Source organism: Nocardiopsis moroccensis (assembly GCF_055763695.1).
The window spans coordinates 4,682,943-4,708,352 of sequence record NZ_CP199747.1; the positions used below are offsets into that span (position 1 = coordinate 4,682,943).

The window sequence follows — 25,410 nt, forward strand, 5'->3', positions numbered from 1 at the left end:
AACCGGACTGGTCTGAAGGACGGCCAAGAGGACATGCAGGGAAACCTATCCGCGACAGAGCGCTCCACACCGCCGGGAGCGGGCGCTCACGGAGTCGAGTCGGGCCCGGGTAGGGGGAATTCGCCCCCGTCCGGGGCAACGACACGGATCTGGCCGTCGATTTCCCGAACGTCCGGTTCGATGGGAACGATATCCCGCCGGGCCTCCCGCACACCCGCGAGGGTCCGCCGGTCCGCCAGCTCGGCACAGGCGATCACGGTCGGCGGCAGCATCGGCATCCGGCCCGCCTCCCATTCGGAGGCGACCACCGACGGGTCCGTCCACCGGGTGTGGTCCGACTCCCCGCCGACGTCGCGCGCCTGCTGGCCCGGGGGGAGCTCGGCGGTGAAGAACCAGGTGTCGAATCGGCGCGGCTGATTCCTCGGGGTGATCCATCTCGACCACGCGCGCAGCCACTCCGAGCGCAACACGAGCCCGCGCCGGGACAGCACCTCGGTGAAGGAACGGGAACGGTCGATGAGACCGAGGCGGTCCCGCTCCCAGTCGTCCGTGGCGGTGTCCAGGGTGATGGCCTCCCCACCCGCCCGCTCCGGTTCGCTCGCCAGCAGGACACCGGTCTCCTCGAAGGTCTCCCGTACGGCGGCGCACACCAGGGCCCGGGCCATCGGCACGTCGGTACCCAGGATCGCGGCCCACTCCTGCGGTCCCGGACCGGTCCACGGGAGGTCGCCGTCGGCGTCGCGCCGGTCCACCCCGCCGCCGGGAAAGACATAGGCGCCCGGGGCGAAGCCCATGGAGGCGACCCTGCGCATCAGCAGGACCTCCATGGCGCACTCCGCCCGGGCGCCCTCCGCTCCCGGTACCGGACGCAGCAGCATCACGGTGGCGGCGGGACGGGGCCGGGCCACATCGTCGTTCTCGGTCATCGACGTACTCCTGTCGTTCGCGAAAGCCGCGCTGTGGCCCGGGTTCCCCGGACCCGGTCAGCGGACCTCGACGATCATGTCAACCTCGACCGGAGCGTCCAACGGCAGGGCCGCGACGCCGACGGCGGCGCGGGCGTGCACCCCGGCCTCGCCGAAGATCTCGCCGAGCAGCTCGCTGGCCCCGTTGACCACCCCGGGGTGCCCGGTGAAGTCGGGGGCGCTGGCGACGAAACCGCCGACCTTGACGATCCGCACCACGTCCGACAGCTCACCGATCTCGGCACGCACCGCCGCGACGGCGTTCAGCGCGCACACGGCAGCCAGCTCCTTCGCGGTTTCGGCGTCGACCTCGGCACCGACCTTGCCGGTCGCCGGGAGACCGCCCTCGACGAACGGGAGCTGTCCGGAGACGTACACGTGGTCACCGCTGCGAACAGCGGGCTGGTACGCCGCGACCGGCGGAACCACCTCGGGCAGGGTCAGGCCCAGCTCCGCGATCCGCTCCTCGGGGGTCGGCATCTACTTGGCCCGCTTCATGTAGGCGACGTACTGCTGGTTGCGCGGGTCGGTGCCCTCGGGCAGCGGCGCCGGCACGACGGACACCAGCTCCCAGCCGTCCTCACCCCAGTTGTCCAGGATCTGCTTGGTCGCGTGCGACAGCAGAGCAACGCTCTGGTATTCCCACTTGGACATCGTCCACCCCTCTCAGTCACCGGCGGTCCCGGGGGGACCGCACCTCAACGCCGCTCACCTTACTCACCCGCACCCACCCTGCCGGTCAACGCGGGCCGGCAGCGCCTCGCCCGTACTCTCCGCAGGGCGCGCGCATAGACTCCGTGGGGTGAGCGATCCTGAACGGGGGCCGCGCGGCAGCGGCCCGGAGGCGGCGTTCGCCGGTGCCCGGCTGCACATCGTGACGGGCAAGGGCGGTACGGGGAAGACCACTGCGGCCGCGGCCCTGGCACTCTCCCTGGCCTCCCGGGGCGGGCGCGTGCTCCTGGTCGAGGTGGAGGGCCGTCAGGGGGTGGCCGCCCTGCTCGGGAGCGCCGCACTGCCCTACGAGGAGCGCGAGATGCTCCGCGCCGCGAACGGTGGCTCCGTCCACGTGCTGGCGGCGGACGCGGAGGCGGCCCTGCTGGAGTACCTGGAGATGTTCTACGGGATACGGCGGGCCGGTCAGGCGCTGACCAGACTGGGAGCCGTGGACTTCGCCACCACCGTCGCGCCCGGGCTCCGGGACGTACTGCTGACCGGTAAGGCCACCGAGGCGGTCCGGCGGCGCGCGGGTGGCCGGCGGCACTCCTCGGGCGGCTCCGGGGACGCCCCCTTCCACTACGACAGCGTGGTCATGGACGCCCCGCCCACCGGTCGGATCGGGCAGTTCCTGAACGTCAACTCCGAGGTGGCCGGGCTGGCCCGGGTGGGGCCGGTACGCAACCACGCGGACCGCGTGATGGAGGTCATCCGCTCCGAGCGGACCCGGGTGCACTTCGTGACGCTGCTGGAGGAGATGCCCGCGCAGGAGACCCGGGACGGGATCAACGAGATCAGCGGTCTGGGCCTCAACCTGGGTGCGATCCTGGTGAACATGGTCGCCCCGCCCCTCCTCGACGGCACGGACCTGGCCGCTGCCGCGGCCGGGGAGCTGGACACCGCCGAACTCGTCCGCGGGCTGAAGGCCGCCCGGCCGGAGACCGCGTCGGCGGAGGCACCCGAGGCGCTGGCCGCGGACCTCGCGGGTCAGGTGCGTTCGCACGCGCTGCGCCACCTGCTCCAGGAGAGGGTCCGCGGTGAACTCGAGGAGCTGGGACCCCCTCTCCTGGAACTGCCCCTGCTGGAGGGCGGGGCGGACCGTGCCGCGCTGGCGGGCCTGGCCCGGCGGCTGAGCGAACAGGGGGTGGGACGGTGACCGGTACCGATCCGGGGGCGATCCCCCGATCCGACGTGTCCGAGGCGGGACGGTTGGACGCGGACGCCCTCGTCGACGATCCCGGGACACGGATCATCGTCTGCTGCGGCGCCGGCGGGGTCGGCAAGACCACCACCGCCGCGGCGCTGGGCGTGCGCGCGGCCGAACGCGGACGGCGGGCCGTCGTGATCACCGTGGACCCGGCCCGGCGGCTGGCCCAGTCGATGGGGCTGGAAGAGCTGGACAACACCCCGCGCCCGGTACCGCTCTCCGAGGCGAGCGTAGGGGCGGGAGGGTCCGGTGGGGCCGGAGGCAGCCTGCACGCCATGATGCTCGACATGAAGCGGACCTTCGACGAGGTCGTCAGGGAACACGCCGACCCCGAGCGGGCCCGCCAGATCCTGGCCAACCCCTTCTACCAGACCCTCTCCACGAGCTTGTCCGGCACACAGGAGTACATGGCGATGGAGAGGCTGGGGCAGCTGCGCCAGTCCGGCGAGTGGGACCTGATCGTGGTGGACACCCCGCCCAGCCGGTCCGCATTGGACTTCCTCGACGCCCCCAAGCGGCTCGGCCGCTTCCTGGACGGCAAGCTCATCCGGTTCCTGAGCGCGCCCGCGAGCACCGGGGCCTTCCGGCTGCTGGGGGCGGGTTTCAACGTGGTGGGCTCGGTGGTGGGCAAGATCGTCGGTGCCCAGTTCCTGAACGACCTGCGTGCCTTCGTCTCCGCCTTCGACACGGTGTTCGGCGGGTTCCAGGAGCGCGCGGAACGCACGTACCGGCTGCTCCAGGCCCCGGGGACGGCGTTCGTGGTGGTGGCGGTCCCGGACGCGGACTCGATGCGCGAGGCCTCCTACTTCGTGGACCGGCTCGCGAGGGACTCCATGCCGTTGGCCGGGCTGGTGATCAACCGGACCCATCCCCTGCCGGCCGGTCCGGGGGCACGCCTGGGCGCCGCGGAGGCGCTGGCCGCCGCGGACTCCCTGTCCGCGGGTGACCACCCGTTGGCGAGGGCGGCGCTGCGGTTGCACGCGGAGCGGGTCCGCGCCCACGAACGCGAGGCCGGGCTACGGGCCCGGCTGCTGTCCGCGCATCGGAGCCTGCGCGTCGTCGAGGTCGCGGCCCGCCCGGAGGACGTGCACGACCTGGCGGGACTGCGTGGGATCGGTTCCGCCCTCGCCGGGCAGGACGCACCCGGGCATTCCTGAGCTGTGGAGGGCCGGCGCGGAGGACTGAGGGGCACCGGTACCGGGAATCCGCGATCGGAAACCGTGGATTCGGACGAACCGGGCAGCGGGGCCGATCCGGCGGAACAGCGCCTCCGGCACCCGTCGTCCGCTCCGTGTGCGGCCGCGCTCCCCCTCGTGTGCTCGCTCCCACGGTTCCAGGTGGTTGTCCTGCTCTGGTTGAGTGGAGGTGGAAACGGTGGCCCCCGCTACCACGCGGGGTGCGGCGCACACGTGGCGTCACGGCACCCCCTCGTCTCGAGAAAACGGTTCGGATCACCGCGTCGACAGAACCCGACGGGCCTGCTCTCCGTCTCATCGGACACGGCCCGGAAGGGCTGCCGCGTGACCGACCGCTCCCCGCCCCGACCGGGGCGGGGGCACAGGTCGGCCGAACCGCACCGGGGCCGGTCTGCGATAACCGTGAAAAGATGGTCCGGGGGCACGGCCCGTGCGTCGCCATGGGCGATTCGGCGTGAATACGCACCGTCTGTTACCGATCGCACCGCTTATGAGCGTTTGTGGTCACTTAGTCTGATGGGGTGGGTCAGGGGACATTGCTTCAAAGAATCAGCCAACTGGTGGTCGTCGGCGTGGTCGCCGGCCTCCTCGTCGCCGCGCTGGCCCTCCCGGCCGTGGGCGGTATGGGGATCACAGCGCGCAACGTCGCCAGCGGCTTCCTGGACATGCCCAGCCAACTCGAGACACCGCCGCCCCCGCAGCGGTCCACCATCTACGACAGCGAAGGCGGCGTGATCGCCGAGATCTTCGACCAGAACCGTGAGCTCGTCGACATCGAAGACGTCTCCCCGGTGATGATCGAGGCGATCATGGCGATCGAGGACGCCAGCTTCTACGAACACGGCGGCCTGGACGTGTCCGGCACGCTGCGCGCCGCCCTCCGCACCCTGGGCGGAAACACCGAGGGTGCCTCCTCGATCACCCAGCAGTACGTCAAGAACGTGCAGATCGAGGCCGCCACCTCCCAGGAGGAACTGGACGAGGCCCGCGAGGAGACGATCGCCCGCAAGATCCGGGAACTGCGCTACGCGGTCGCCCTGGAACAGCGGATGACCAAGGACGAGATCCTCGAGGGATACCTCAACATCGCCTACTTCAGTGACGGCGCCTACGGCGTCGAGTCCGCCGCGCAGCACTTCTTCCAGGTGCCCGCGAGCGATCTGGAGCTGCACCAGGCCGCGACGATCGCCGGACTCGTGCGCTACCCGTACCTGTACAACCCCCGGTTCTTCCCCGAGCAGACCATCGAGCGGCGCAACGTCGTCCTGGACCGCATGGTCAGCACCGGCGCCATCACCGAGGAGGAGGCCGAGGAGGCCAAGTCCGAGGACATGGACCTGGACCTGGACACCCCGCCCAACGGGTGCGTCCCCAGCGACCAGCCCTTCTTCTGCGACTACGTGGTGCAGGAGATCGAGCAGGACGAACGCTTCGGCCCCAACGAGACCGAGCGGGCGCGCTGGCTGCGCACCGCGGGCCTGGAGATCCACACCACCCTGGACCCGCAGACGCAGGACGCCGGACAGGACGCCGTGGACAAATGGGTCCCCCGCGACAACGAGTCGCGCAAGGTCGCCGCGCAGGTGGTCATCGAGCCCGGCACCGGTCACATCCTCGGCATGATGCAGAGCCGCAACTACGGGCCCGACGAGAGCAAGCTCGGCGAGACCTCGATCAACTTCACCACCGACGCGGACCGCGGCGGCAGCACCGGTTTCCAGGCCGGTTCGACCTTCAAGGCGTTCACCCTCGCCGCCGCGCTGGACCAGGGACTCCCCTTCAGCACCTCGTTCAACTCGCCGAGCTCCACCACGGTGAGCGGACAGGTGTCCTGCAACGGCGGACGGCTGGAGTCGTGGTCGCCGAGCAACGCCGGTGACAGCAACGCGGGCAACCTCAACATGGTGTCCGGAACCAAGGCCTCCTCCAACACCTACTTCGCCCAGCTCCAGGCACGCGCCGGACTGTGCAACACGATGGAGATGGCGGAGAAGCTCGGGCTGAAGCGGGCCGACGGCACCCTGTTCACGGAGAACCCGAACTCCCTCGCCAACAGCAGCTTCACCCTCGGCAGCGAGGAGGTCTCCCCGATCCGGGTGGCCAACGCCTACGCGACCTTCTCCGCCGGCGGAACGTACTGCGAGCCGCAGGCCATCACCAGGATCGAGGACCGCCAGGCGGGCACCACGATCGAACTGGAACCGCAGTGCGAGCGCGTGATCGACGAGGACGTCGCCGACGGCACCAGCTACCTGCTGTCGCAGACCTTCCACGGCGGTACCGCCTCCAACCTGGGCATCGGCCGTCCGGCGGCCGGCAAGACCGGTACCACCGACGGTTCCGCGGCGGCCTGGTTCGCCGGGTTCACCCCGCAGATGGCCAGCAGCGTGTTCGTGGGCGACCCGCGCGGCCCGCAGCAGTACCCGCTGCGCAACGTCACCATCGGCGACCGCCCCTACTCGGTCGTGTACGGGGCGACGATCCCGGGACCGATCTGGCAGGAGACCATGCGCGGCGCCCACGAGGGCCTGGAGGTCGAACAGCTGGCGTCCCCGCCCGGCAAGTTCGGCTCCACCTCCGAGTCCGCCCCCAGGTCCGGTGACGACGCGGACGAGGAGGCCAGCCCGGCCAGCCACGACGGCGGTGTTCCGAACGTGGTCGGCATGACCGAGGCAGCCGCCGTGTCGGCCCTGGAGGACGCCGGTTACTCAGCGAACGTCTCGGGCACGACCGTCCGGTCCTCCGAGCCCGAGGGCTCGGTGGCCGCGGTCAACCCCGACCCGGGCAGCCAGCTCCCCGAGGGCGCCACGGTCAACGTGTTCCTGAGCAGCGGCGGCGGTCAGGCCAGCACCGAGGACACTCCGGGCAACGACGGCTGGTACCCGGTGACGCCCGCCGCGGGAGCGCCCGGCCGGGACGGCAGGGACTGACACCCGCAGGGTTGCGGAACTGACGGAGCAGGCGAAGGGGGCGGTGGTGACTGGTCACCACCGCCCCCTTCCGCGTCGTCTGCCGCCGTGACCGGCGCCCCGGGCGGTCCCGAGCGCGCGAGGACAGTGCCACCCGGGGTGGAGCCCGGACAGAGCGTTACGCCAGCTGGCCCTTGACCTCGGCGGCCACGCGGGCGCCGTCGGCCCGGCCCGCGATCCGGGCGTTGACGACCTTCATGACCTTGCCCATCTCCTTCATCCCGGAGGCGCCGGTCTCGGCGATCGCGGCGGCGACCAGCTCGGAGAGCTCCTCGTCGGTGAGAGGCTTGGGCAGGTAGTCCGAAAGGACCTCGCTCTCGGCCCGCTCGTTGGCGGCGGCCTCGGGACGACCGCCCTTGTCGAAGGCCTCCGCGGCCTCACGGCGCTTCTTGGCCTCGCGGATCAGGAGCTTGGTGACCTCGTCGTCGTCGAGGGACCGCTGGGAGGAGCCCGCGGACTCCTCGGTGGCGATGGTGGTGAGCACCATGCGCAGGGTGGCGGTGCGGACCCTGTCCTTCGCCTTCATGGCGGTGGTCAGGTCGGACTTGAGGCGGTCTTTGAGTTCGGACATGGCCTGATCCTATGGCCGCCCCGGAGGAGCCCACCAACGGTTTGCGCGCGGGAGGCCGGAGGATCTGAGACGATCGGTCGACGACGAAGGAGGGCCGGATGGGCGCCGACAACAGACCGCTCCTGCACCGGATCGGGCGCGCCGCCGCGATCACCGGTGCGGTCGGTGTGGCCGGACTGGGGTACGCCTCGGTGATCGAACGCAACTGGTTCCGGCTGCGCCGGTACGAACTCCCGCTGCTGCCTCCCGGCAGCCCTCGCCTGCGGATCCTGCACCTGGCCGACGCGCACCTGACACCCGGGCGGAAGATGCTCATCGACTGGATCCGGGGCCTGGAGGCGTACGAGCCGGACCTGGTGGTCAACACCGGCGACTCGCTGGCCCACCCGGAGGCGGTGGGCCCCTTCATCGACGCCCTGGGGCCGCTCCTGGACCGCCCCGGCGCCTTCGTGTACGGGTCCAACGACCTGTTCTCACCGCAGCCGAAGAACCCGGCGCGCTACCTGTGGCGGACCAGCAAGACCGACTACAACAAGCGCCGGGTGCCGGACCTGCCCTGGCGTGAGTTGGGCGCGGCCATGACGGCCTCGGGCTGGCTGGACCTGAACAACCACAAGGGTTCACTGAAGGCCAACGGTCTGGACGTGGCCCTGGCCGGTGTGCACGACTCGCACATCAAGCTGGACCGCTACGAGGACGTGGCGGGCCCGGCCGATCCCGCGGCCGACATCCGGCTGGGTGTGCTGCACTCCCCGGAGCCCGCCAACCTGGACCGCTTCGAGGCCGACGGCTACCAGCTCCTCCTCGCCGGACACACGCACGGCGGCCAACTGTGCCTGCCGTTCTACGGGACGCTGGTCACCAACTGCGGGATCGACCGCAGGCGGGCCTGGGGGCTCAACGGATACGGGGACGCGTGGTTGCACGTGTCCGGCGGCCTGGGCACGTCCCCGTACGCCCCGGTGCGGTTCTGCTGCCGCCCCGAGGCCTCCCTCCTGGACCTGGTCGCCCGTCCCTGACCGGACCGGTTCGATTCGGGTGGAACTGACGTGCACAAGCACTCCCCGAGTCCGCTAGACTTGGGGACGTTGCTTCGGGGTGTAGCGCAGCTTGGCAGCGCGCTTCGTTCGGGACGAAGAGGTCGTGGGTTCAAATCCCGCCACCCCGACAAAGGAACGGGTGTCCACGCAGGTGGGCATCCGTTCTTCTTTTTGTGGGCATGGAGCCGTCAGAGCCGCAGTGCACATTCATTGCACACGGCGGGGGTCGGGGCCGGTCGGTCGATCCACCGGTCAGGCGGCGAGCACCCGCAGCCGGGCGGCGCCCATGGCTTCGGCCACCTCGTCCAGGCGGTCGGGGAACAGGTGCCCGTACTGGTCCAGGGTCATCGTCGCGGTGGCGTGCCCGAGCATCGCTTGCACCACCTTCACATCAGCGCCGGCCGCGATGGCGAGTGACGCGGCGGTGTGCCGGAGCTTGTGCGGAGTCAGGCCCATCCCGTCGAGCCCAGCGGCCTTGAGTGCTTTGCCGAACTCCCGGTTGCGCCAGTTGCGGAGCCGCACCTCGCTCCCCCGCTTGGTGGTGAACACCAGCGCCGTGTCCGGCCGCCCCCGCACGAGCGGAAGCAGCTCGGCGACGAGGGACTTCGGGATCGGCACGGTCCGGCTCTTGCCCGTCTTGGGCGACTGTTCGACCAGCTTGCCCTCCACCTCGGCGAAGGCCGTCACGATCCGGATGCGCCGTGTCTCCAGATCCACCCTGCCGACTCGCAGCGCGGCGGCTTCGTTGAAGCGCAGGCCCGTGTAGGCGAGAAGCAGGATGAGGGGCCGGTTGATGTTCGCGGCGGCGGCGATCTGCCCGTACTTGGTGCGCAGAGACCCGGCCGCGTCCGCCAACGCCTCCACCTGGAGGTGATCGAGGTAGACGTGTTCGGCCTCACTCGGCTTCGGAAGCGGCACCCCGCGTGCGGGATTGGCGGGCAGGCGACGCGGCACACACCATTCCAGGACCATGGAGAGGACGCCGTAGGCGTGCCTGGTCTGTGAGGCACCCAGGTTGGCCCCGCCCTCGTCCCGCGGTTTCTGGAGGTCGGCCACCCACACGGCGACGTCCTCGGAGTACACCGCCGAGATCGGAAGCTCTCCCCAGCGAGGCAGCACGTGCGCGTCCAGAAGGCCCCGGTACTTCCACCAGGTCGATCGCTTGATGTCGGTGCGCGTGCTCAGCCATTTCTCAGCCATCTCGGTCACGGTGACCTTGGCGTCGTGGGGGTTGCGATACGAGCCTTCGTGCAGGCTGTTCTCGATCTCGGTCTGCTTCTTCTCCGCGTCCGGCTTCTTCTTGAAGGTGCCCCCGCTCTTGATCCGGCCGGAAGGGTCGTAGTAGCGGACCATCCAGCGCGCGGGCGGGGTTCGCTTGGTCGCCTTGGCCTTCTTCACCGCCTCCACGTATGCCTTGTCCTTGGTGCGATCGTAGACCCACGCGCGAGCCATGGGGAGTGTTCCTCTCGGGGGTTGGGATTACTGGGATCGGACCCAGGCATGGACCTCTGCGGGCACGTAGCGGACGTACCGGCCGATCCGGTGGGAGGGAGGACCGTCGCCCTTGTAGCGCCATTCGTAGAGCGTCTTCGCGGGAACGCGCAGGTAGGCGGCGGCATCCTTGACCGACCACAGGACGTCGGCCCGACGCTGTTCGGGAACGTCCACACGGGCCGTCGCTGCACTCATGCCACCCTCGTCTCTGGAGTTGCCGAAAGATCGGTCTGTCGAGCCGCGTCGAGTTGAGCGCGGCGTTTGAGCGCTTCGCCGACAGCCCGGAGGAGGCGTTGTTCGCGGGGAGCAACGTCAGGGTCAGTGGGCTGCGCCAGTTCCCAGGCGTAGTCACCGGAGCTGGCCGAGGTCAGCACCGGAGGCCGGAGGTCGGTGTCGTCGCCCTGGTCCTCGCCTATGGGGTCGATGCCCAGAGCGTCCAGGACCCAGGTCAGGCGGTCGGCCTTGTGATCAGCGAGGGTCTTGCCGGACCACTTCCGGGAGACCAGGACACGGCGACCCGCGTAGCCCAGGTGTTCGCGGCGGTGTGCCTTGGACCGGCAGAACCCGGAACGCATCCCCGCTTTGGCGTTCTCGGGCTGGATTCCGTAGCGAAGCCAGTTCGAGCACCGAGGCGAACACGGTTCGAAGCGGAGCGCTTCCAGGAGTCGGTCCACGTGCTGTTCCTGACGTGCCGTCTCGGCGGCATGGCACTCGGCGATGTCCTTGGTCAGGTACTTCGCCAGGTAGCGCACACACCGGCCAGCATCCACCGAACCCGCGACCACGCCTTTGGCGTCCACCTGCCAGCCGAACCGGACCACGTGATGAGGTTCCGCGTCAGGATCGTCATCGAGCGCATCCAGCGCCTCATCCCAGGTCGGCAGGACTTCGCCTGTCAACGGGTCGACAAAGGCACCTGTTTCCTCGTCCCAGACGGGGAGGTGGTCGCCCTCGAACACGACCTGATCAGCCGAAGGCCACCACACCTGGTGATACGTCGCCGCAGCGATCTGCCGTAGCTCAACACGCGGAATCGTGCCCCGCGTGGCCATGTGCAGATGCGGAGCCAGACGCCGTTGCGGTTCCACGGCCGCGAAGTACTGCACGTCGAAGCCCGCGACCCGTCGAAGGCTCTGCACGAACCGGTCGACGAGCTTGGAGAAGTGCAGTGCGTCCCGAGCCGCACGACGGTAGTCGTAGGTCGAGAAGTCGACCGGGGTTCCGTCCGAGCGCACCCGCCCGTACGAGTCGAGCGTGAGCGTGATGAACAGGGAGGGCCGGAAGACTTTGCCCGAGGCAGGGTCGGTGTACGCGCGTCCGACCGTCTTGCGGGTCATAGGCCGCTTGGGAAGGTCCGGGACGTCCTGCCGACGCTTGGTCGAGCGCACCCGACGCGGCCCCGACTCGGATGAGGCGGAGCGGGTGACCGATCCGCGTAGGCCAGAGGCGGTGATCTCCTCGTCCAGGTCCACGATCGCCGCGTCCAGCCGCGCCAGGTCCTCAGCCGATGCCGCGCCCGTGGAGGCGAGCCGGTCACGTTCGGCCGTCACCACCGCCCGCTGTTCCACCCAGCCCCGTTGTTCCTCGGAGGGCGGGTCAGGCTGCACCACGGGTTCTTCCGTCAGGTGCCAGCCCTCTTCACACTGAGTCCGCCGCAGTGACCTCTTCCGCTTGGCACAGGCCGAACAGCGGGATTCCAGCGTGGACCCGCACGGGACGTCGATCACCTCGGTGGCACCAGTGGTGATGTTCGTACGTCGAAGGGACACCGGACGGATACACACCCCGTGGTCAGCAGCGACCTGTTCGGCCACCTCACGGGCCAGAGGTTGCGCCAGCCGCTCAGCCCGTGTCGACTTACCGGTAGGAGTCGGCATCAGCCCACCCCCGCAGTTGATCCAAGAGAGAGACCGATACATGCGCAGTAGGCGTCCCCAGCCATGGCTTCTGCTCTTTGCTGTGGCTACCGTCGCGCTGACGACGAGCCTCCTGCTTTGGGCCGAGGATGTGCTGCGAACAGACAGCATCTGGGCCGCGTTCGTCTGTTCCCTGATCGCCGTGGTGGCGTGCGCGAGCCTCTACATACATGAGTGGGTCAAGTACCGCCGACATCACGCCACTTCCTCGTCCGATGAGACGCCCCGTCCGTAACCACTCGTCATGGCGGTGATGTCCTCGTCCGAGACGAACGCGGCGCGCACCCGCACCGGGGCCGGTGAACCCTCCACACGGACGTAGCCCACCCCGGGCAAGGTCGGGTCGATCAGGTGGGCGTTCACACCCCGGTCCCGAGCGCCTTCCCCAAGAATCATGTCGACCTGGGACGCCTCGTCCAGTCGAAGCGCGACCTTGTCCGGAAACAGGTTCCGAAGGTTCATGACCTCCTTGCGCGGGTCCTGCAACGCGGCCAGCACGGCGAAGCCGACCGAACGCCCCTGTGAGGTCAGGGTGGCAATGGCGTTCTCCGAGCGCTTCCGGATGTCCCGGTCAGGGTGGTAGGCGGTCAGAAACGCCACCTCATCGAGCACCACCAGGACGAACGGGTCTTCCGTAGTGGGGGTGGGCGAGCGCCGCTTGCCCGCGTAGCGCCGAGCCCGGTCCTGCATCTGGGCCACGGCCAGTTCCAGCACCGCCACCGCGGATTCACCGTCATCGGCATAGTGCGCGAACAGGTCCCGCCCGTAGGCGAGTTCCATGCGCTTGGGGTCGATCGCCCACACCTGCGCGATGTTGTCCGCGACGGCGGGGAGCATCGCCCGAATGGCCGACCAAATCACCGATCCCTTCCCCGACCCGGTCACCCCGGCCACCAGAACGTGCGTGCCGTGCAGTCGCAGCCGCCACGGAGAGCCGTCTTCCCTCTGGCCCACGTGGAGAGCGTCCAGTTCCGGGACGCCGGGGACCGGAAGGGCGTCGAGGGGTTCGGCCAGGGTGTCGCGCCGGGGGAACTCCAAGGTGATGTCCCTCGGCCCGTTCACGATCACCCGGCACGAGGGAGCGGCGAACCCGTGCGCCAGCTCAGCCACCCGCGTCTCGAAGTCAGCCGGAGACGTCCCGGCGACGAGGGAGACCCGGACCCGGTCAGCCCAGGTGTCGCAGGTGACGCGGCGAATCCGGGGGAGATAGCGGCGTTCCTGGTAGGACTCGGCCAGCCCGGAGATCACCAGCACCGGTTGCCAGTGACGGCGGTACACGAACACGTGCCGCCACCAGGCCAGCATGCGCAGGGTGACCCAGGTCCGGTAGGAGTCGGGCCAGGTGCGCCACCACGCCAGGGAGGCGACCGCAGCCGCTCCCCACAGTCCGGCCAGACCGGGCCAGTCCAGCCACCACCAGGCGGCGAAGGACGCCGCGAAGCAGGCAACCATGACGGGGAAGCGGAACGGCAGGCACACCAGGAACCGGACCAGCCGCCAGATCCAGGAACCCAGGACCACGATTCCCGGCGTCTCCACGATCGGGGTCGACCACCGCACCCCCTGAGCCGGAGTCGGCAGCGTCGGAGGGGTCTGAGCAGAACCGACCTTCGCCATCACAGCTCACCACCCATCACGTCTTCGATCCGCGCCAGGATCCGGTCACGGTCAGCGCGGGCACGGGCAGCGGCCTTGACCGCGTCCGGGTTGTCGTCCCGGTCCACGAGCGTGGCGAACACACGGGCCTTGAAATCGAAGAACTCGGCGCGCTCGGCATCCGTGGCGGGCCGGGAGTCGACCGCGTCCAGGAACAGCCGGACCAACTGCGGACCGGTCAGAGTGGACAGGTCGGTGGGGTAATCGGACATACTGAAGACACCTCTTCACGAAGCTTTCGCAGGTAACGGGAGGGGTTTTAGGGGCGGCTAGGTGTTGGAGCACCAGGCCGCCCCGCTTACGTGTCAGAAGGCGGTCAGGCCGCTTCCTTGGCCGGAGCACGGCGACCACCAGCGGCACCGCCGGGAGCCTTCACACCCCGGGCCCGCAGCGAGTACGCCACCCGGGGACGACGGCCGTTGTCGTCCACGTAGGGCATGACCGCCATCGCCTCGAACTCGATCGGCCGGAACGGCAACCCCGGGACCTCATCGGGCAGGGTCGGGCACACCTCGGCGGCGACCTTGACCTTCACCGACTTGGCCTTGCCGCGCGCCTCGGGGTCGGCGTCGATCACATCCACCGCCCACAGCGGCAGCCCGGTGTCCTTGTCCATCTGCGGACGCTTGGTCTCGAAGTCCGTGATCGCCTCCACGCCCAACGCGAAGGCACCGTGCGGGAACACCGTCCCGAAGCTCACCGGCAACGCACCCTGAATAGCCATCGATCAGCCTTCCTTGATAATCACTCAACCACTCGTCCGGTCAAGTTGAGTTCAGGGTAACCGGCCACACTTGATCGGACAAGTAGATAAGTGGCCGGTGTGCGCCCGCAGCTACCCCGCCGGGTAGGAGTCCTCCAGTTCGTGCAGGTCACCGGGAAGGACCACCTCAGCCACCGCGATGACTTTCTCTGCGGCGTCCAGTATCCGCGCGGTGATGCCGAGCACGGGAGTCCCCTCGTCCAGGCCCAGGCGCTCGGTCTCCTCGTCCGTGGCCAACCGGGCGCACAGCCGTTCGGAGACCCGGGAGGGCCGCACCTGCTTGACCATCTGCACGTGTTCACGCGCGCCGATGCTGATCGGCTGTTCGTCGCCCAGGTCGGTGCCGTCAGCGACGTCGAGGGGGAACCACAGGGTGACCAGCTCACTGGGTTGGCCGTCATCCAGGACCAGGCGTTGACGCATGATCGCCGGAGAACCCTCGGGCACACCCACCGCCTCAGCCACGGCAGCGGGCACGGGAGTGCGGCCCGCCTTGACGATGCGGTTGCTCCTGGCCTCCTCGGAGGCGTCGAAGGCACTGGCACCGGCGTGGGATCGCTCGGAGGTCTGCTGCGGAACGCCCCTCACGAACGAGCCGCGCCCGTGTTCGCGCTCGATCCACCCCTGCATGCTCAGGATCTGCAAGGCCCGCACCACCGTGGAGCGGCCGGCCCCGAACTCGCGCACCATCCGGGATTCCGAGGGAAGCATCTCCCCCACGGGATACGTACCGTCTTCGATGCGCTCTTGGATCGCCCGCACGATCTGTACGTACTTGGGCGGAGCGAACTCCAGACTCGACATGATGTCCACCTGGTTACTCTAGTACTCGTATGGTCGAGTAGCTTACTTGCGTGGTCTGGCCCTGTCAGCAGGCAGGGGCACATTTGAGCCCCAACCCGTGATCAGGAAGCACGGCGGGAAGCACGCCACACAGGCGCGCACATCACCGTGTGAAACAGAACGAGGCCCGCGTGCCCCACCCCGTGAACTCGGAGAGACGGCAGGGCACGCGGGAGTTCTCAGAAGGGCCGCCAGTGCACGGCGCGTTCGACGGTGTAGACCCGCAGATTGTCCACCGTCGCCCCGCACACCGCCCGGCGTTCGACTTCCACCAGAGCGGCGGCGACCAGGGCCACGTCCCGCCGAGCCGCCTCATCCGACGAGGACAGTACCGGGGGCACGATGCGCCGGACATGGTTGCACTCGGCCCCGTCAACCCCGTGACACAGCCCGACCACGTAGGACATCAGCAGCCGTCGACGCGTCACGGGTTCGGGCAGCACACACCGATGCCGCTGGACCAGGGACGTCCCGTCCTGTTGCCGGGACAGGGTCTCGTAGGTGATGGACTCCCAGTCCTCACAGGCCACACGCACCCGCACACCCTGGGCACGAGCCCACTCCATCAGGGTTGCGCGGTCGATTACCGTGCCGCATCCGTCGCCGTTCATCGCCGCACCGCCCCCACGGCTATGGCCGTACGCACCAGGTCACGCAACTCGGCCATGTCGTCCAAGGCGGGGGACGAACGCGCGATCTGCACCAGCAGGTCGATCCCCCGCCGGTCCCGCTCGGCCCGCTGAGTCGAGCGACGGCGCTCCACGTGCGCGTAGGGGCCACGCACCAGGGAATAGGAACGGGGATCGTCGCCGTCCATCACGATGGGTTCCGGAGCGGGCCACAGCTCCACTCGCGCGGGAGCAGGTACCCGGAACGGAGGGGGTCCGCTGCGGTGGTGCCTGCCCTGTCGGGTCGGTCGAATCAGAGTCACCAGCGCCCGAATCAGGGCGATAAGGTCTCTCACGTCAGCCTGCTTTCATCAGGTTGGCCGCGCCCCCGGACGCCTCGCACGCGTCGCGGGGGTCTGTCATGTCATGGATCAACAGGCGAGACCGCTGTCAGTGGAGGGCTCCGACGTGACGGAGCGCTCTCCCGTCCCCTTGCAGAAGGGACAGGCCGCTGCACGCGTTGCCTGCTTCTCACCAGGCACAGATCGAACGACGACCAGTCGTCGCGGTCGGACGGACTTCCAGCCCCGCCCACGGCATGACCTGCACTTCATTCCGTTCCTGGCATCCATATGGCCAACAATCCCGGGTTGGGATTCCGAAACCCATTCCTCCTCGGGATGACAAAGAGGGATACTGGCGGTCCCCGTACTCGCAGCGCCGAGGAGTCAGGATGCAGGGACACCCGACGAGCCGGATCACCATCCCGTCGTGGGCATGGGAGCGAGAACACACGGCCGAGTTCCTGCGCAGGCGCGATGTCCAGGCGCTTTTCCAGTTCGTGCGCCAGTACGGCGGCGCGAGTCAGATGGCGATCTCGGCGGCGACCGGTCTGTCTCAGGGGCGGGTCAGCGAGATCCTGAACGGCCGCAAGACCGTCACGGCCTTCGAGGTGTACGAGCGGATCGCCGAGGGCATCAGCATGCCCGACAAGTCCCGGATGATGTTCGGCCTTGCCCCGAAGAACCCGGGCGCGTTCACTGGACATGAGAGCGCGGTGGCCTCGGCAGTCCCGAGCTTGCCCGCGCAGAGGGTCCCAGGCCCAGGGGAGGTCTCAAAGGTGCACCGCCGCGAATTCGTCGGACTGGCCGGAACGGCCCTCTTCCAAGCCACAGGTGGTTCGATGCTGGACATGGACGAGATCGCAGCGGCACTCACCAGGTACGCGGGAGCCAGCCGAAGCACCGCCCGAGCGGCGACCACTCTGAGAGAACTCGCCCAGCGGACGCACTCCGCCAAGGTCGGATATCAGGCGTGCCACTACACGGCCGTGGCCAAGCAGCTTCCCGAGTTGCTGCGGAACCTGGATGATGCCGCCAGCGGAGTAGACGGGGACGACGTCGCCCAGGTCCACGCGCTCCGTGCGGAGGCGTATCACGTCGCGGCGAGCCTGCTGCTCAAGTGCGAGGAGCGGGGACTGTCCTACCTCGCGGCTGATCGGAGCATGCGAGCCGCTGAGGACAGCGAGAACCCCGCGGTCGTGGGAGCCACCGCCCGAGCGTTCACCCGAGCACTGATGCGCGAACGGCACTACAAGGCGGCGACGGAACTGGCGACAAGCACGGCCGAACGTGTCGACAGCGCCATGGACGAGCCCACGCCGGAATCCCTGTCGGTGTACGGGTCACTTCTCCTGAGCGGCGCGGTATCAGCGGCCAAGCGCGAGGACCGGGGCCAGGCGCTCAGCCTGCTTGACGAGGCTGGCAACGCGGGTGAACGACTCGGCGGCGACTTCAATTACCAGTGGACAGCGTTCGGCCCGACCAACGTTCTCCTTCACCGGGTCAGCGCAGCCGCCGAGCTGGGCGACGCGGGAAGCGCCATCGACTATGCGCGTCAGGTGCAGTTGGACAACATCGAGGTCATGGAGCGCAAGGTAACCCTGTTCATCGACGCGGCCCGCGCCTACACGCAGTGGGGGAAAACCGAGCATGCTTACCACGCGTTGCGCAACGCCGAGGAGATGGCGAGCGAGGAACTGACCGCGCGTCCGGTGGTGCACCAGTTGATCAACGACATCCGTACCCGCGCCAACGGGCACCTGTACGGGAACGTCAGCGAACTCGCGGAAAGGGTCGGTGCCTGAGTCAGTGAGCGACCAAAAGACGCTCTACGTGGTGGTGTGCGCGGCCGGACCAGCTTCAGAAGTCGGCACCCTGGTCGGCTTGGCCCAAGACCGAGACTGGACCGTTCAGGTCATGGCGACTCCGGCCGCAGTCAGCTTCATCGACGCCGAGGCATTGGAGAAACAGACCGGACGACCGGTACGGAGCCAGCACCGCGCGCCAGGGGACCCCCGCTCCCCGAAAGCGGACGCCATCATCATCGCCCCAGCCACGTTCAACACCATCAACAAACTGGCAAGCGGTATCGCCGACAACTACATCCTTGACGTTGCGAACGAGGCGATCGGCCTTGGAGTACCGACCGTCATCCTCCCCTTCGTGAACTCCGCTTACGCCGGTAGAGCCCCGTTCCGAGAGAGCGTCAGGAAGCTCAGGGGGGAAGAGGTGTCCGTATTGATCGGGCAAGATGCGTTCATACCGCATGAAACCGGAAGCGGGTCGAGCGCCTTCGGCACCTTCCCTTGGCAGCTTGCTCTAGACCAAGCAGAGAAGATTCTCTAGAGCAGTAGAACCAGAATGCAGGTATGCGACACGTGCACCGCGATAACGCCCGGCCCCAATTGACACCGCTGCACTCGGTCTCCGTGGCAGGAGCCGTCATACGGGAGGACGGCCGTATGTTGGCGATCCAGCGCAGGGACAACGGCAGCTGGGAGCCACCGGGCGGAGTCCTGGAACTGGACGAGACCCTCGAAGAGGGCGTGGTTCGCGAGGTTCTGGAGGAGACTGGCGTCCATGTTGAGGTGGAACAACTCACAGGCGTCTACAAGAACATGGTCCGCGGAGTCGTCGCCCTCGTCTTCCGCTGCAAGCCGATTGGTGGCAGCAAACTTCCTTCCTCTGAGTCCTCGGCCGTTGAATGGATCACTTCCGATCAGGCATCAGAGCGGATGTCCGAGGTCTACGCGATCCGCCTCTTGGACGCTCTTACGGCCACCCCCCCCCGCACGTCCGCAATCACAACGGTATCCGATTAACTTCAGACAAGTAGAGAGCTGCAAGTTGGACGGGCCCCTAACAGGGCCCGTCCAAGGTGAGCAATTCTATAGGCATCATGCTCAGCGCTGGTGTGTGTCCCTATGAGGGGGTGCCTACGCGCACGCTCAGTATACCTCATATTGCCGCTTCTCCTGCAGGGCTGAGTACAGATTAAAGCGCTTCCAATCCACATTCCCATAGGATCCTTGACTAACAGGCCCTCCCAACCGCATCGCCCCACGGTAGCCATAGGAAACTAGAATTTCTCTCTTGACCCCCCATTCAACAAAAGGACATGAAATGATATTCATACTCACTATAGAACGTTCGGCATCATTAATCGGTCGATCCTGCAAATCAAGAACCCACTTGATGCAAGATTCACGAAGGCCTGAGTACTCGCTAGATTCTCGCATATGCAACAGCATGCTAAAAAGCATAAAAGCATTCATATCAACTGGAGGAGAGAAACGATTCGTACTCCTTCTAAAACCACAGAAGGCTGCAAGATCCTCTTCACTTAAAGAATATCTTTCCCCCAAGTCACTGAGGCAGTCGAGCAGGGTTGCCGTGACCACACTAGTCTGGTGAATCCTCTTTGACCGGTTTAGCTGAAAAACAAGTTCTTCCCTTGTACTCACCTCCAAACGCTCACGCTCATGCAAAGGGACATTTTCCAGCCTTGAGTATCTGATGATCGAACTAACAATCCTGGCAAGCTTGACAGACGGAGTCATTCGTGGAGCACCAGAATAAACAAAAAATGAAAAATCAAGAAGAGCCATTAGCGAGTTCGCCATAGCCCTGGCGCCCTTTACTCTCTCCCCGATGGGGACAGCTTCTAAGTTCTCCCATGAATCTTTCGCTCGTTTAATTACCTTTTCCACCATAATCTCAGTCCGCGAGAGCGTATAATTTGCCAGCTCAAAATGACTGACCCCCGTATCGATCAGAATTCCCTTGTAGCCAACAATGAGGCTGTCGCTCATAACATAGGGCCGGGGAAGCTTGCCTTGGGATACTTCGTCTCCAATTCCCTTAACACTTTCTTGAATCAAGTTGAAAGTCCGCTGTTTCGCAGAGGTGAGTGGAGAAAGCCATGGAGTGAACTCACCCTCCTCCTTATCCGGATTCAAGTGAAGCTTGTACTGTCTTAAGCTCCGCTCTAGAACATCTAGAACGGCTTGCTTATTAGAATCATCCGCAAGAAATATGAAATAGTCATCAACATACCTGAGAATCTTATAATCTTTTTCATGGATTAAATCAGATTCCCTCAGGTTCGATTCAACTTCGACATCCACGGACTGCAAGATCAACTCTGCAAATATTCGCGATACTTCAGAACCAATGACGATCCCACTAGTCTCACTGTGATTAAGGCGTTGCATCAAGCTGTCAAACTCGCCGCCGAAAGAACCTTTCGAAGCTTTGATATTTGATTTCACCAGGTCATGCCCATGCACAGCCCAAGCCACAGAATGCGTGTAAATGCTATCGAAACATTTAGTTATGTCCGCCTTCAGAAGGTAGCCGAATCGGCGTTCACAGGTGCGGTACTCCTTGGAATCATAGAATTTATACAATTGGCTGTATTTTTTGTACGAAAAATAGGATCTCAGCCACTCGTACTCATACCGATCGTCCTCAATTCCATCATGCTCACGTCGATTTTCATCGAACAACCAATCTCGAACTACGCTGTACCGTGCAACTCGCACAGGGTACCTTAGGGAGAATTGGCTCTTCGACGCATAATACAGCAATAGATCAGAGTATCTTGAATAAAATTCGATTACTTCAACCTGGGCCCTGGGATGGGGGACTGACAGAGTTCTAAGCTTGTTTGACTGACGGCGAATAGTGAAATTAAAGGGAATGGTGAATCCAATCGAATCCCTTCGGATTGCCACATCCATTCGGTTCTTACGTGTACCATTTTCTTCGAACCTAATCATGCGCCCGAGAATCATAGAAAGATGCGCAACTTCGACAGGATTTAACCCCCTCGCCAAGATTTCTTCTTTGGTGCAAACTATTTTTTTGTCGTTGATGAAATTGTATAGTCCTCGGTTGTTATAACTGGGTGGTACTTCGTAGGGAAGAACCTCGCTCAATAGAACTCGGGCATCCCGCTTACGAATTGTTCTTTTCTTTTTCCTCACGCCACGCCCCAACTATGTCGCGCATCTGCTTTGTCGTGAACCTATGCATCCGACGGTCTCGGAATCCCTCTTCAAATGAAAGAGTCGAAATTTTATCTCCAAGATCTTTTGGGACACCGAACCGGGACAACTGGCTCTGCAAGAATTTATCTAACCCTCTCAACGTTGTCGGATCCGTTACGTGCGGGTTGGTGAAGTATATTCCTACCAAGGCATTCCTCTTATTATGAGAGAGCCTAGTGTTGCCTGTAATGAATCGTAGGCGGTCTAATAGAAGTTTTCTCTTCCCATGGTTCGGTTTCAAAGATTCTGAGCCAGACCAAGCTTTTAAGGAAAGCTCCACTCTTTTTTTAATACGTGCCGTTCTTTGGTTGCTTATTCTCACATGGACCCCCTTTCTGTACTCAATCGAATATCCCAAGAATTCAAACGGGGAGATTCTATTTGAATCACTCAATCTCTGCACATGCTTCTTATCCTTATTTACCTCCAAACCTACGTTACCCAACTCACGCTCTACCAATTCTATAAATTTTTGATCATTCTCACCGCACTCCCTGCTGGCCCCGTAGACCACCACGATGTCATCCACATAACGAGCATAGTAAAGGACATTCCTACGATCCCTTATTGATCTGTCAATCTGACTAATATACAGCTCACCCAGCTTGGAACTCAGGCCGACTCCTGTGGGTAAACCCTTTTCCTCTCCTGTAATTTTTGCATATTCCCGGAGCAGCCCCTTAGCTAGATCTTGCGAAGTAGGGTTCAATCCGGAATCATCGATTACGGAACAAATCATGTCATGATCAATGCTCTCATAAAAAGCCCGGACATCCACTCGAACGACGACCTTTGGTACATCGTTATCCAGAGACTCGGCAAGCGCAGAAACTATCTCATTCCTTGACGCTGGGCGCCGCGGAAGGACGTGCTCCACGTTTCTCTGAATCTGCTTGTCCGCAAAATACGTACCTGCCGCATCACGTATCCGGTACGTCTGCCTATTTTTGTCTTCTGGACCTCTTACCAAGCCCCAAGTAAAGATCTCATCTTCAACGTCAGAAATGAGATCATGGCTTATTAATGTCAAAGATTCGAGGAGATCATGGTCCATCCCATTCTTTATTTCGCGCAACCTTCTGCGAGCCGAACGGACAAGATCTTGTTCGGCTTCATTTCTTTTTATAAAACTTCGAAGGTCCTCCCTTTCGCTTCGATAGTTCTCGTATTTCTCCTCTAATTCTGGAAATAGAACGAGCAGGTCTTGGCCCTTTCTGGTTTGAATATCCCAGACCCTACGCAGATTGGCTGGCGAAAAGCTGTAGTCCATTAATTTCTTTGCTGATTTAGACTGTATGAGATCAAGGCGCCGGCGCACGCGCCGGCGCAGCGGCTTACGGCCGCCGCTCGGGCTGCGGGCTGACGCCCGGTCCCGAGCGCGCCCGAAGGCCGCGCACCGTATGCCGTTCTCGGACAGGCCCGACAGAGCGGGGGCCAGAACTGGCCGAGTTAGGTCATCATGCCTGATGACCTGCACGTATGTCAGAGCTTTTGGTCCCGAAACGGACGGATGTGCTCAGGTGTCCCGAGGCACCCAGCAGCGGACTACGACTGTCTGGGGTGACGGACTCCGGCGCTGCCGGGCACCTCGGCCCGAAGCCATGGTGGCCCGAGCGCAAACTCCGCCAGCCCTCCAGCCGAAGCAGTACACCCGTGGGGATTCCACACCCCGACGTGTCCGATGTCGCGCCTAGGCTGACGCCATGCCCCTGACGGACATCACCCGGGACGCGGTTCTCAAGGCAATCGCCGAGTATGACGAACTCGGCCAGAAGGACTTTCTCACCACCTACGGGTTCGAGTCCTCGCGAACCTACCTCCTGGTACACGAGGGCCATCAGTACGACTCCAAGGCCATCTGCGGAGTAGCCCACAAGTACGCCAACGGCCGTCCTCTTCTGGCCTCGGAGTTCTCAGGAGGAGCAGCCACCGTGGCCAAGACTCTGAACTCGCTCGGTTTCAAGGTTCACGCCCGCACCAACCTCCCTTGGGTATGGGACGAGCTGATACTGGCCTGCGACCTGTTGGCACGACACGGCTGGAAGACGCTGGACACATCCAGGCCGGAGGTGGTCGAGCTGTCCGAGATCCTTCGGCTCCTGCCCCTCCACCCCGTGGAGCAGCGTCCCGCTAACTTCCGCAGCCCTTCGAGTGTCAGGCTGAAGATGGCGAATATCCGCGACTGGCACCCCTCGCACACGACGAAGAAGACCAACGGCGGCGTGCTGGACCGCAGGATCGTCGAAGCATTCCTCGAAGATCCCGAGCGCATGCACACCGCGGCCAAAAGCATCCGTGCAGGTGTCCTCTCGGGCGACCTCGCTGATCTGCCCGCGTTCGAGGAGGAAGCGGACGAGGAGATCAGCGCGCCCGAGGGCCGACTACTCGTCCGCAAGCACTACGCACGCGAGCGCAGCCGCAAGCTCCGCACCCAGAAGATCGCCAGGACCCGGGCCGAGGGCAAGCCCATCGCCTGCGAGGCGTGCAGCTTCGACTTCGCGACGGCCTACGGCGACCGCGGCAGCAACTACATCGAGGTGCACCACATCGCCCCCCTCCACCACATCGGGGAGAGCGAGACACGACTCGAAGACCTCGCGCTCCTGTGCGCCAACTGCCACCGCATGATCCACGTGTCCAAGCCCTGGCTGACCGTCGACCAGCTCCGCGCCCTTGTGAAGGAACAGCGCCAAGCCCAGGTCTGACCGGAGCCGCGGAGCCCCGTATCCAGTGCACATTCAGTGCACATGGCTCCGAGAAGGTACCGGAAGCGGTGAGAAGCATCCGGAACGAAGGCCGAGGTCAGCGACGGTTTCCGGGGTCGACCCACAGGCCACTGGAGGGCCCCGGTACGGGAAGAGGTCATGGGTTCAAATCCCGCCGCCCCGACCAGCACGAAGGACGGACCTACGGGACCGACCTTCGTCGTGTTCTGGGTCGTCCAGCTGCCTGGGTCATCGACGCGGGAGGGCCCGGCATGGACGCCGAGAAACGCGGCGCGAGGCTCGGGATATGCCGTGTCAGGGCCGACCGGCCGCTTCCTGTGTCATGACGGGCAGACGAGCGGGTAGCGCTGGTCCCTGGTCCCTGAGCCCTGGAGAGAACGATGCCGGGTTCGCTCTACTGGCCGGCAGGACCATCGGTTCCCGTCATATGATCGTGGCGTTCACTCTCATACAGGCCTCTTCGAGCGCTGAAGCCCAGGCTGCCCCTGAACTTCATGTGCGGCGACCAGTCGACTTGACCGCACGACCGGTGACGGCCACTCCGTCGGGACGTTAGGACGCTGGAGCAATGCGTACGGTACCTTCCTCCGGAGCCGACGTCTCTGCCCGCATGAGTCGGCAGACCAACCGGGACACAGGTGCCGAACGGGCGGTACGACAACGCCTACATGCTTCCGGATACCGCTATCGGACCCACTATCCGGTGCCGGGCATGCCCAGACGCAAGATCGACATCGCGTTCACGCGCGCGAAGCTGGCAGTCCTCATCGACGGCTGCTTCTGGCACGGGTGCCCGGAGCACGCCACCAGCCCGAAGTCGAACGCGGAATGGTGGCGCCAGAAGCTCGACCGCAACATCGAGCGGGACAAGGAGACGAACGCACAGCTGCTGTCCGAGGGATGGACGGTCCTGCGCTTCTGGGAACACGAACCACCGGATGAGGTCATGAGCCGGGTGACCGCGGCTGTCGACCGGACCCAGGCTCGCAGACGGGTACAACCATCGGAGGATGCGCGCCGCTGAGGGCATCATGATTCGCCGCCATCGGGGGCCCTGACGCGGTCGGCAGCCCGGAGGAGGCACGACAGAAACCTCGTTCAAGAGCCAGGACCGCCCGACCGTCCATCCTTCGCTCCTTGGGCCGGCCCAGAGCACCGGGCCACCATCAAGGCGCGTCAAAACATCGATCCTGGCACCTGCGGCGTTTCCTGTCCGAGCAGAGCTACACCAGTGACTTGGCGTCCCGTCGCACCAGGGTGGACGTACCTCACGAGCGGAGGTCAAAGTGCCGAACCGGTCGGTCCGAGCTGTTGGACACCCGCGGGCCCCCATCGACGGTTACACTTCAA

The 25,410-nt window shown here is 65.2% G+C and carries 23 protein-coding genes, 1 tRNA gene and 1 pseudogene; 10 read left to right on the forward strand and 15 right to left on the reverse strand.

Going from position 1 to position 25,410, the window contains the following annotated elements; translation table 11 throughout:
- Positions 1 to 86: 86 nt before the first annotated feature.
- Genes ACUKCB_RS20680 through ACUKCB_RS20690 form a run of 3 tightly spaced genes read right to left on the reverse strand, consistent with a single transcriptional unit; the run spans position 87 to position 1,619 of the window.
- Positions 87 to 926, reverse strand: a complete 840-nt coding sequence (locus ACUKCB_RS20680) for an NUDIX hydrolase (RefSeq protein WP_473037246.1) — start codon at positions 924 to 926, stop codon at positions 87 to 89.
- Between the two features lie 57 nt (positions 927 to 983).
- On the reverse strand, positions 984 to 1,445 hold the full coding sequence (locus ACUKCB_RS20685; RefSeq protein ID WP_473037247.1) for a RidA family protein: 462 nt from the start codon (positions 1,443 to 1,445) through the stop codon (positions 984 to 986).
- Positions 1,446 to 1,619 (reverse strand): DUF4177 domain-containing protein, encoded by a 174-nt coding sequence (locus tag ACUKCB_RS20690; RefSeq protein ID WP_017590156.1) that lies wholly within the window; start codon positions 1,617 to 1,619, stop codon positions 1,446 to 1,448.
- 148 nt (positions 1,620 to 1,767) lie between these two features.
- Here ACUKCB_RS20690 and bagA point away from each other — a divergent pair, with 148 nt between their 5' ends.
- The 3 genes from bagA to ACUKCB_RS20705 all read left to right on the forward strand — a co-directional run bounded on the left by bagA (position 1,768) and on the right by ACUKCB_RS20705 (position 7,012).
- Entirely contained in the window at positions 1,768 to 2,835 is a 1,068-nt protein-coding gene (gene bagA / locus ACUKCB_RS20695; protein WP_473037248.1) for an ATPase BagA, read from the forward strand.
- On the forward strand, positions 2,832 to 4,043 hold the full coding sequence (gene bagB, locus ACUKCB_RS20700; protein WP_473037250.1) for an ATPase BagB: 1,212 nt from the start codon (positions 2,832 to 2,834) through the stop codon (positions 4,041 to 4,043). Before bagA ends, bagB begins: the two co-directional genes overlap by 4 nt.
- A 575-nt stretch (positions 4,044 to 4,618) precedes the next feature.
- Positions 4,619 to 7,012, forward strand: coding sequence for a penicillin-binding protein (locus tag ACUKCB_RS20705; RefSeq protein ID WP_473041081.1), 2,394 nt, complete (start codon positions 4,619 to 4,621; stop codon positions 7,010 to 7,012).
- Between the two features lie 157 nt (positions 7,013 to 7,169).
- Here the strand turns inward: ACUKCB_RS20705 and ACUKCB_RS20710 are convergent, their stop codons facing one another.
- Complete coding sequence (locus tag ACUKCB_RS20710; RefSeq protein WP_473037251.1) at positions 7,170 to 7,622, reverse strand: GatB/YqeY domain-containing protein; 453 nt, start codon at positions 7,620 to 7,622, stop codon at positions 7,170 to 7,172.
- Between the two features lie 98 nt (positions 7,623 to 7,720).
- On the opposite strand from ACUKCB_RS20710, the gene ACUKCB_RS20715 reads away from it, so the two are divergent.
- Positions 7,721 to 8,641 (forward strand): metallophosphoesterase, encoded by a 921-nt coding sequence (locus ACUKCB_RS20715; RefSeq protein WP_473037252.1) that lies wholly within the window; start codon positions 7,721 to 7,723, stop codon positions 8,639 to 8,641.
- 75 nt (positions 8,642 to 8,716) lie between these two features.
- Positions 8,717 to 8,790, forward strand: a tRNA-Pro gene (locus tag ACUKCB_RS20720).
- Positions 8,791 to 8,914: 124 nt separating this feature from the next.
- On the opposite strand, the gene ACUKCB_RS20725 is transcribed toward ACUKCB_RS20720, so the two are convergent.
- From ACUKCB_RS20725 to ACUKCB_RS20765, 9 genes are all read right to left on the reverse strand, one after another.
- Positions 8,915 to 10,114: a tyrosine-type recombinase/integrase gene (locus ACUKCB_RS20725; protein WP_473037253.1), complete on the reverse strand. Its 1,200-nt coding sequence runs from the start codon at positions 10,112 to 10,114 to the stop codon at positions 8,915 to 8,917.
- A gap of 27 nt (positions 10,115 to 10,141) precedes the next feature.
- A complete protein-coding gene (locus ACUKCB_RS20730) occupies positions 10,142 to 10,351 on the reverse strand; it encodes a helix-turn-helix transcriptional regulator (RefSeq protein ID WP_473037254.1) in 210 nt (69 codons plus the stop codon).
- On the reverse strand, positions 10,348 to 12,033 hold the full coding sequence (locus ACUKCB_RS20735; RefSeq protein WP_473037256.1) for a replication initiator: 1,686 nt from the start codon (positions 12,031 to 12,033) through the stop codon (positions 10,348 to 10,350). Before ACUKCB_RS20735 ends, ACUKCB_RS20730 begins: the two co-directional genes overlap by 4 nt.
- Positions 12,034 to 12,267: 234 nt before the next feature.
- Positions 12,268 to 13,689 (reverse strand): FtsK/SpoIIIE domain-containing protein, encoded by a 1,422-nt coding sequence (locus ACUKCB_RS20740; protein ID WP_473037257.1) that lies wholly within the window; start codon positions 13,687 to 13,689, stop codon positions 12,268 to 12,270.
- Positions 13,689 to 13,940: a hypothetical protein gene (locus tag ACUKCB_RS20745; protein WP_473037258.1), complete on the reverse strand. Its 252-nt coding sequence runs from the start codon at positions 13,938 to 13,940 to the stop codon at positions 13,689 to 13,691. Before ACUKCB_RS20745 ends, ACUKCB_RS20740 begins: the two co-directional genes overlap by 1 nt.
- Positions 13,941 to 14,044: 104 nt before the next feature.
- Positions 14,045 to 14,452, reverse strand: a complete 408-nt coding sequence (locus ACUKCB_RS20750) for a plasmid replication, integration and excision activator (protein ID WP_473037260.1) — start codon at positions 14,450 to 14,452, stop codon at positions 14,045 to 14,047.
- 111 nt (positions 14,453 to 14,563) lie between these two features.
- Positions 14,564 to 15,304 (reverse strand): GntR family transcriptional regulator, encoded by a 741-nt coding sequence (locus tag ACUKCB_RS20755; protein ID WP_473037262.1) that lies wholly within the window; start codon positions 15,302 to 15,304, stop codon positions 14,564 to 14,566.
- Between the two features lie 209 nt (positions 15,305 to 15,513).
- On the reverse strand, positions 15,514 to 15,945 hold the full coding sequence (locus ACUKCB_RS20760; protein WP_473037263.1) for a hypothetical protein: 432 nt from the start codon (positions 15,943 to 15,945) through the stop codon (positions 15,514 to 15,516).
- The gene (locus ACUKCB_RS20765) at positions 15,942 to 16,151 is read right to left on the reverse strand and encodes a hypothetical protein (protein WP_087102678.1); all 210 of its coding nucleotides are present in this window, start codon (positions 16,149 to 16,151) and stop codon (positions 15,942 to 15,944) included. Before ACUKCB_RS20765 ends, ACUKCB_RS20760 begins: the two co-directional genes overlap by 4 nt.
- 524 nt (positions 16,152 to 16,675) lie before the next feature.
- Here ACUKCB_RS20765 and ACUKCB_RS20770 point away from each other — a divergent pair.
- The 3 genes and pseudogenes from ACUKCB_RS20770 to ACUKCB_RS20780 all read left to right on the forward strand — a co-directional run bounded on the left by ACUKCB_RS20770 (position 16,676) and on the right by ACUKCB_RS20780 (position 19,119).
- A complete protein-coding gene (locus ACUKCB_RS20770; protein ID WP_473037265.1) occupies positions 16,676 to 18,088 on the forward strand; it encodes an XRE family transcriptional regulator in 1,413 nt (470 codons plus the stop codon).
- On the forward strand, positions 18,081 to 18,629 hold the full coding sequence (locus tag ACUKCB_RS20775) for a flavoprotein (RefSeq protein ID WP_473037266.1): 549 nt from the start codon (positions 18,081 to 18,083) through the stop codon (positions 18,627 to 18,629). Before ACUKCB_RS20770 ends, ACUKCB_RS20775 begins: the two co-directional genes overlap by 8 nt.
- Positions 18,630 to 18,745: 116 nt before the next feature.
- Positions 18,746 to 19,119, forward strand: a pseudogene (locus ACUKCB_RS20780) (NUDIX hydrolase).
- A 112-nt stretch (positions 19,120 to 19,231) separates the two neighbouring features.
- On the opposite strand, the gene drt3b reads toward ACUKCB_RS20780, so the two are convergent.
- Positions 19,232 to 21,271, reverse strand: a complete 2,040-nt coding sequence (drt3b, locus tag ACUKCB_RS20785; RefSeq protein WP_473037267.1) for an antiviral reverse transcriptase Drt3b — start codon at positions 21,269 to 21,271, stop codon at positions 19,232 to 19,234.
- Positions 21,243 to 22,604, reverse strand: coding sequence for an antiviral reverse transcriptase Drt3a (gene drt3a / locus ACUKCB_RS20790; RefSeq protein ID WP_473037268.1), 1,362 nt, complete (start codon positions 22,602 to 22,604; stop codon positions 21,243 to 21,245). The genes drt3b and drt3a overlap by 29 nt, the downstream gene beginning before the upstream one ends.
- Positions 22,605 to 23,037: 433 nt before the next feature.
- Between drt3a and ACUKCB_RS20795 the strand changes: the two genes are divergently transcribed.
- Positions 23,038 to 24,039 carry an HNH endonuclease gene (locus tag ACUKCB_RS20795; protein ID WP_473037269.1) on the forward strand — a complete coding sequence of 334 codons (1,002 nt, stop codon included), beginning with the start codon at positions 23,038 to 23,040 and terminating at the stop codon, positions 24,037 to 24,039.
- Between the two features lie 589 nt (positions 24,040 to 24,628).
- A complete protein-coding gene (locus ACUKCB_RS20800) occupies positions 24,629 to 25,084 on the forward strand; it encodes a very short patch repair endonuclease (RefSeq protein WP_473037270.1) in 456 nt (151 codons plus the stop codon).
- Positions 25,085 to 25,410 lie beyond the last annotated feature (326 nt).

Coding starts and splice junctions, on each gene's coding strand:
- ACUKCB_RS20750 (WP_473037260.1), bottom strand. CDS start 14,452: ATGGCTATTCAGGGTGCGTTGCCGGTGAGCTTCGGGACGGTGTTCCCG.
- drt3a (WP_473037268.1), bottom strand. CDS start 22,604: ATGGACTACAGCTTTTCGCCAGCCAATCTGCGTAGGGTCTGGGATATT.
- ACUKCB_RS20730 (WP_473037254.1), bottom strand. CDS start 10,351: ATGAGTGCAGCGACGGCCCGTGTGGACGTTCCCGAACAGCGTCGGGCC.
- ACUKCB_RS20690 (WP_017590156.1), bottom strand. CDS start 1,619: ATGTCCAAGTGGGAATACCAGAGCGTTGCTCTGCTGTCGCACGCGACC.
- ACUKCB_RS20715 (WP_473037252.1), top strand. CDS start 7,721: ATGGGCGCCGACAACAGACCGCTCCTGCACCGGATCGGGCGCGCCGCC.
- ACUKCB_RS20735 (WP_473037256.1), bottom strand. CDS start 12,033: ATGCCGACTCCTACCGGTAAGTCGACACGGGCTGAGCGGCTGGCGCAA.
- ACUKCB_RS20680 (WP_473037246.1), bottom strand. CDS start 926: ATGACCGAGAACGACGATGTGGCCCGGCCCCGTCCCGCCGCCACCGTG.
- ACUKCB_RS20760 (WP_473037263.1), bottom strand. CDS start 15,945: ATGAACGGCGACGGATGCGGCACGGTAATCGACCGCGCAACCCTGATG.
- ACUKCB_RS20745 (WP_473037258.1), bottom strand. CDS start 13,940: ATGTCCGATTACCCCACCGACCTGTCCACTCTGACCGGTCCGCAGTTG.
- ACUKCB_RS20740 (WP_473037257.1), bottom strand. CDS start 13,689: ATGGCGAAGGTCGGTTCTGCTCAGACCCCTCCGACGCTGCCGACTCCG.
- ACUKCB_RS20710 (WP_473037251.1), bottom strand. CDS start 7,622: ATGTCCGAACTCAAAGACCGCCTCAAGTCCGACCTGACCACCGCCATG.
- ACUKCB_RS20725 (WP_473037253.1), bottom strand. CDS start 10,114: ATGGCTCGCGCGTGGGTCTACGATCGCACCAAGGACAAGGCATACGTG.
- ACUKCB_RS20795 (WP_473037269.1), top strand. CDS start 23,038: ATGCCCCTGACGGACATCACCCGGGACGCGGTTCTCAAGGCAATCGCC.
- ACUKCB_RS20800 (WP_473037270.1), top strand. CDS start 24,629: ATGCGTACGGTACCTTCCTCCGGAGCCGACGTCTCTGCCCGCATGAGT.
- ACUKCB_RS20765 (WP_087102678.1), bottom strand. CDS start 16,151: ATGGACGGCGACGATCCCCGTTCCTATTCCCTGGTGCGTGGCCCCTAC.
- ACUKCB_RS20770 (WP_473037265.1), top strand. CDS start 16,676: ATGCAGGGACACCCGACGAGCCGGATCACCATCCCGTCGTGGGCATGG.
- ACUKCB_RS20685 (WP_473037247.1), bottom strand. CDS start 1,445: ATGCCGACCCCCGAGGAGCGGATCGCGGAGCTGGGCCTGACCCTGCCC.